This window comes from Thermus sp., assembly GCF_056332225.1.
In genome coordinates this window covers 1-5290 of sequence record NZ_JBWGQW010000057.1, presented here as the reverse complement: position 1 = coordinate 5290, position 5290 = coordinate 1, and the positions used below count along the sequence as shown (strand labels likewise).

At 70.7% G+C, this 5290-nt stretch carries 5 protein-coding genes; all 5 read right to left on the bottom strand.

Annotated elements, in window-relative coordinates; translation table 11 throughout:
• A partial coding sequence (locus AC01Y6_RS08825) for a type I-E CRISPR-associated protein Cas7/Cse4/CasC (RefSeq protein WP_476671167.1) occupies positions 1-159 on the bottom strand: 159 nt, incomplete at its 3' end.
• On the bottom strand, positions 156-653 hold the full coding sequence (casB, locus tag AC01Y6_RS08820) for a type I-E CRISPR-associated protein Cse2/CasB (RefSeq protein ID WP_476671161.1): 498 nt from the start codon (positions 651-653) through the stop codon (positions 156-158). The genes casB and AC01Y6_RS08825, both read right to left, overlap by 4 nt.
• Positions 650-2143 carry a type I-E CRISPR-associated protein Cse1/CasA gene (gene casA, locus AC01Y6_RS08815; RefSeq protein WP_476671160.1) on the bottom strand — a complete coding sequence of 498 codons (1494 nt, stop codon included), beginning with the start codon at positions 2141-2143 and terminating at the stop codon, positions 650-652. Before casA ends, casB begins: the two co-directional genes overlap by 4 nt.
• Before the next feature lie 53 nt (positions 2144-2196).
• Positions 2197-4944 carry a CRISPR-associated helicase Cas3' gene (cas3, locus tag AC01Y6_RS08810; RefSeq protein WP_476671159.1) on the bottom strand — a complete coding sequence of 916 codons (2748 nt, stop codon included), beginning with the start codon at positions 4942-4944 and terminating at the stop codon, positions 2197-2199.
• A partial coding sequence (locus AC01Y6_RS08805) for a helix-turn-helix transcriptional regulator (protein WP_476671157.1) occupies positions 4941-5290 on the bottom strand: 350 nt, incomplete at its 5' end. The genes cas3 and AC01Y6_RS08805, both read right to left, overlap by 4 nt.

The following is a 5290-nucleotide window of genomic DNA, read 5'->3' as shown; positions in this document are numbered from 1 at the left end:
ATCCCTAAAGGCCACCCGCACCGCCCGCTTCTGGGCCTGGCTGGAGATCCTGGCCCGCCTAAAGCCCCCGAAGAGGGCGTCCTTGGGGCTTCCCGTGTCGTCCCGGTTCAGGTTGCTCGGGGCCACCGTCTGCAGGATGTGCACTTCCAGAAGCTTCACGCCTCCACCTCCTTCCTTTCCTCTTCCGAAGCCTCGGCGCCGTAGAACTCCCTCGCCCAGCGGGCCTGGACGGGCCGCTCCGGGGAAAACCAGCGTAATAGGTCGTCTAGAAGCCGGGCGAAGTCCAGCCCCCCTTCCACCAGGGCCACCGCCTGGCGCAGGCGGAAGGCGATCTGGTCGCGGTCCGCCTCCAAAAGGGCGAGGAAGCGCTTCTCCACACTCCCTGAGTCCTGGGCCTTCTCCCGGAGGGCCCGGGCCAGGGTCCGCTCCTTCCGGTGCTCCCCGTCCTTCAGGGCGTAGAGGGCCGCCACCAGGTAGTGGGCCTCCCGCTTCCAGCCCTCTCCCTCCACGAAGGGCTCCACGTAGGGCATGGCCTTGGGGTAGGCCCCCGGAGGGAAGGCCAGGCTCCGCCTAAGGGCCGCCCGCGCCGGGGTCCAAGTCTTCTGGGCCTTCAAGCGCTCCAGCCACGCCAAAAACCGCTCCCCTTGGCTCACGTCCCCACCTCCTTACCGAGCGCCCCAAGTAGGCGCCCAAACTCCTGTTCCCCCTGGGCCAGGGCCTTCAGGTGCCGCGCCCCCGTGCCCAGGAAAAGGCGGGTGGCCGCCCAGGCCTCCCGGGCCGCCCGCTTGAGCTCCTCCCGCCACCCCTTTAGGGAAGCCTCCTCCGCCACCCGGGCGAGAAAGCCGGGGAAGGCCCCGTCCAGGGCGTGCCAGTAGAGGCGCTCCAGGGGGAGGGAGCGGGCGAAGTTGGAATCCCGCTCCCCCACCACCGCCCGGGCCACTTTAAAGGCGAGGCCCCGCAGGCCCTGCCCCAGCTCCTCGGCCTCCTTCAAGGCCTTCTCCAGGTTCGCCTCGCCTTCTGGGCAAAGAAGTCCTGGGGGCAAGGGGTAGACCTCCCGGTGCAGGTCCAAGACCTTGGCCTGGTCGGTCACCTGGCCCAGCACCCTCAAGGCCACCCGGGCCTCTTTGCCCTCCTCAGGGTGCTTCCCTGAGGGTAAAGCGTCCTCCAGCTCTCCTTGGAGGTTGTCCGCGTGCTCGAGGGTGGCCGCCACCTTGCCACCTTGCCTCGGGAGCATGGCGGAGAAGTCCCGCCAGAAGCTCCGCTCTTCGGAAAGCCGGAGGACGAGAAGGTTGCCCTTCGGGTCCAGGCGCTGGGCCACCATGGGGTCGCGGTGAGGCGCCTCCCGGGGCTCCACCCCGGGGCCATACCCCATGAAGCGCACCCCGTCCCCCTCGTCCAGGAGGCGCACCCCCCGGGCGGGCCAGGTGTAGACCCGGGTCCTGCCGGAGAGGGGCCACCGGGCCTTGCCGCCCTCGAGGTCGGCGAGCCTCAAAGGCGGCACCTCCCAGATGGGGGCGTCCTCCTCCGGCGCGTAGGGCACGAGGTTGAGGAGGAGGGTTTCCAGGAGGTTCCCCCCGGTGGGCAGGAAAAGGGCGGGGCGGGCCACGGGAGCGTCCTTGGCCGAGCCCACCCCAAAGCGGCGGAGGAGCCCCCCTAGGGCGAAGGCCTGGTGCACGAGGAGGGCCCGGGCGGCCTGGGCGTAGGTGGCCTTGGGGAGGTTCTCCTCGGTGGTGTGGTCAAAGAGGGTGGGGTTGTTGCCGCTCGCGAGCTCGGGGAGGAGCTTGCTCCAGGGAAGAGGGTTCTCCTCCGGAAGGTCCGCCACCTGAAAGAAGGGAGCCTCGGGGTGGAAGAGGAAGAAGCGGTCCCGGAAGCGGTCCAGGTAGTCCCGGATGGGCCCCTCGGGAAAGCGCCCGGCCCGCCACCAGTCCAGTACGTCCTCCAGGCGGCGGGGGCCCATGAGGGCCCGGTGGAGCGCCGCCAGGAGGAGGCGGTAAAGGGCGGCTTCCTCCAGGGGGGAAGGGGTCTCTATGCGGGCGAGCTCGTGGGCCCGCAAGAGGGCCTCCCCCATCCCCACCTCCACCACCCGCCCCTCCTTTAGGACGGGAATCCAGGGCTCCTCCACCAGGTTGAACTTGGGCTCCAAGATTTCACCTCCTTCCCCAGGCTAATCCCGGTTCCCGACATCCGCTGACGGATTCAAACGGGCCGGTAGACCACCCCGAGCTCCGGGTCCAGCTCCACCCGGAAGGCCCCCGCGCCGGACCCGAAGACCCGCCCCACCTCCAAGGGGCGGAGGCCCCGCAGGAGGCCGCTTTTCCGCCAGGCGGGGGGAGCCTCCTCTTTCAAGAGGTCCTGGGGCAGGGGGAAGCGGGAAAGGCGCACCGCCCGCCGGAAGAGGGCCTCGGCCTCCTCCCGAAAGACCTCCCCCTCCAGGGGCGCCCTCCGCCACCCCTCCCGGTCCAGGAAAAGCCCATTCCCCACCGGGAAGAGAGGAACTACGGCCACGCTGGGGTCCCCCAGGCGGGTGAGGAGGCGCTGGGTCTCCGCCTTCTCCTCGTCGTCCTCGAGGCGCTCCTGGGCCACCAAGGCGCCCTCGTCCCAGTAGGCGAGGAGGCGGTCCAGGCTGCTTAAGGAGAACTTTTCCGCGTGTGCCTTCTCCCTGTCCCGCCGCTCCCGAAGGCGCTCCAGGCTCTTCCTCGCCCGCTCCCGCAGGCCCTCGGGGAAGCTCCCGGGGTCCTCCGCCTCGTAGACCTCTTCCAAGAGGGCCTCGAGGTCCCCGGGCACACGAAGGCGGTCACGTCCCGAAAGCGCCCTCCAGGTGGCGAGGAGAACGAAGTCCTCGTAAACCGAGTCCCAGTAGAGGGGCTTTCCGAAGTCCAGACCCTCGGGCACGCCGAGGAGGAGCTTGGGCCCCGCGTGCTTTTCGGGCCTCGGCCGCTCGTGGCGGTGGAGCCTCCCGGAGCGCTGGAAGAGGAGGTCCACGGGGGCGAGGTCCGTGTAGAGGAGGTCAAAGTCCAGGTCCAGGCTCTGCTCCGCCACCTGGGTGGCCACCAGGATGGCCCTCTCAGGCCTAGGCCCCCCCTTGCCGAAGAGGGCAAGGGCCACGCTCTCCCTTAAGGCCCGCTCCTCGGCGGGGAAGCGGGCGTGGAGGAGGAAGACCAGGGTGCCGTCCGATAGGACCTTCCCCACCACCTCGTCTTTCCGCTCGGGAAGCGCCCGGCGCACCTCTTCCCAGGCCTGCCCGCCGGGGATGCCCCCAAGGCGGCTCGCCAGGGCCTCGAGGGTAAGGGGGGTTCCCTCCCCCAGGGCCAGGTAGAGGGCCTGGGCCCGGTCCACGGTGTTCGCGATGGCCCCGAGGGCCCCGGGAAGGGCTTCCTTCAGGGCCTTGGCCACCTCCTCCACCCCCACGGGGACCCGCTCCAGGGCCAGTTCCACCTCCCGAGCGGGGGGTAGGGAGGCGTGGCGCACGGCCTCTCCCTCCACCACCGCCACCCGGGGGTAGGCTCCCAGGTCCTGGGGCAAGGCCTTCCCGGCCCAGGCCTCGAGGAGGGCCCTCCGGCGGGAAGGGGGCAGGGTGGCGGTCATGACGATGGCGCTGGAGCCCAGGGCCTTGAGCCACCTGAGGAGGGAGAGGAGGAGCCCCGAGGTGTAGACGTCGTAGGCGTGCACCTCGTCCAGCACCACCACCCGGTTCATGAGCCCCCAGAGGCGGATGAAGTGGTGCTTGACCCGGAGCACCCCGAGGAGGGCCTGGTCCAGGGTGCCCACCCCGTAGGGGGCCAGCATGGCCCGCTTGCGGGCGGAAAACCAGGCCGAGGCCACGGCACCCCCTTCTTCCCCCTCGTCCCACACCTCGGCGGGGCGGGCCCGCTCCAGGAGCCCGGCGTAGTGGGGGTTGAGGAGGGCGGTGCCGTGCTGGAGCTGGACCTCGGGCCTCTCCAGCACGCGCTCCAGGAAGGCCTGCACCCTCGGGAAGAGGCCGTTGGCCGTGGCCTGGGTGGGCAGGCCCAGGTAGAGGCCCCGATGGTGGAGGGCCCCCTGAAGGAGGTGGTGGGCGTAGAGGGCGGCCTCCGTCTTGCCCATGCCCATGGGGGCTTCCACCAGGAGGAGGACGGGCGCTTTCGGTTCCTTTAGGACCTGGGGGAGGGCGCCCTGCAGGGGGTTTGGGGCGAAGGAAAAGAGCTCCACGAAGTCCCGCCTCGGGGGAAGGCGGAAAGGCTTCCAGCCCAGGCTGTCCAGGGCCTTGGCCGCGAGGTCCTGGGCCCCGCCGAAGTAGTCCGGGGCTAGCGGGTCCCGGCCGTAAGGGAAAAAACCGGGGTCCGAGGCCACCCAGTCGGCGAAGGAGGCCAGGGCCATAACCCGGAGCACGGCCTCGGGCCTGGCCTCCCCGCCCTCCAGCTTTGGGAGCCGGACCCCGAGCTTTTGGAATAGCTCCTCCAGAAGCCACCCTCGGACCTCCCACCAGAGGGGGTCTTCCTGCTTGAGCTGGCGGCGGGCGGCTTTTTTCTCCTCGGAGCTCGCCAAGAAGCCGTGGTGGGCCCCGAGGGCGGCGGCGAGGTCGTTGGCCGCCCGCTCGGGGAGGCCCTTCTCCTTGAGGAGCCGCTTCAGGAGGAGCTCCGTGAAGACCCCGTGGGCCACCCACTCCAGGCCCTCCTCCAGGGGGAGGCCCGCCGCCTGCACCCGCCTCGCCCCCTCCTCCCAGGCCGCCTGGAAGACGGGACTCGCCTTGCCCAGGTCGTGGAGGCCCACGAGGAGGGCCACCCAGGCCACGGCCTCCTCCGGGGAGAGGCCCCAGTCCTGGGCGTATAGGGCCCGGGTCCGCTCGGGCTCGCGGAAGAGCACCGCCTGGGCCACCGCCGCCGCGTCCAGCATGTGGGCGAGGAGGGGGTGGAAGGGGTCCCCGCTTTTGGCCCAAAGGGCCAGGGCTGCTTCTTTCACGTTCATACGCTCACCTTAGAAGGCGTTCCCGACACCTCCTGTCGGGTTCCGTAGAGCTCCAAGAGCCGCCTCGCTTCCTCCAGCCAGCGGTGCCGGAGCTCCGGGGGGCTTAGCACCTCCACCCGGGGGCCGAAGCTTTGGACCCAGGCCAGCACCTCGTAGGGCACCCCGTCCTTGAAGGGAGCGGCCTCGAGGCGGGCGAGGAGGCTGCCGTCTTCCAGCTCCCCTTCCACCTGAAGCCCGGGGTAGTCCCCCTCCAGGACCCGCCAGGCGGCTTCCGGGGCGAAGCGGAGGCGCACCTCCACCCCCTTCTCCCGCACCCCCACCACCCCCCAGGCCTGGCGCAGGTAGG

What these genes read in the sequence shown, in the direction of transcription:
- cas3 (WP_476671159.1), bottom strand. Translation starts at nt 4,944, where the DNA reads ATGAACGTGAAAGAAGCAGCCCTGGCCCTTTGGGCCAAAAGCGGGGAC.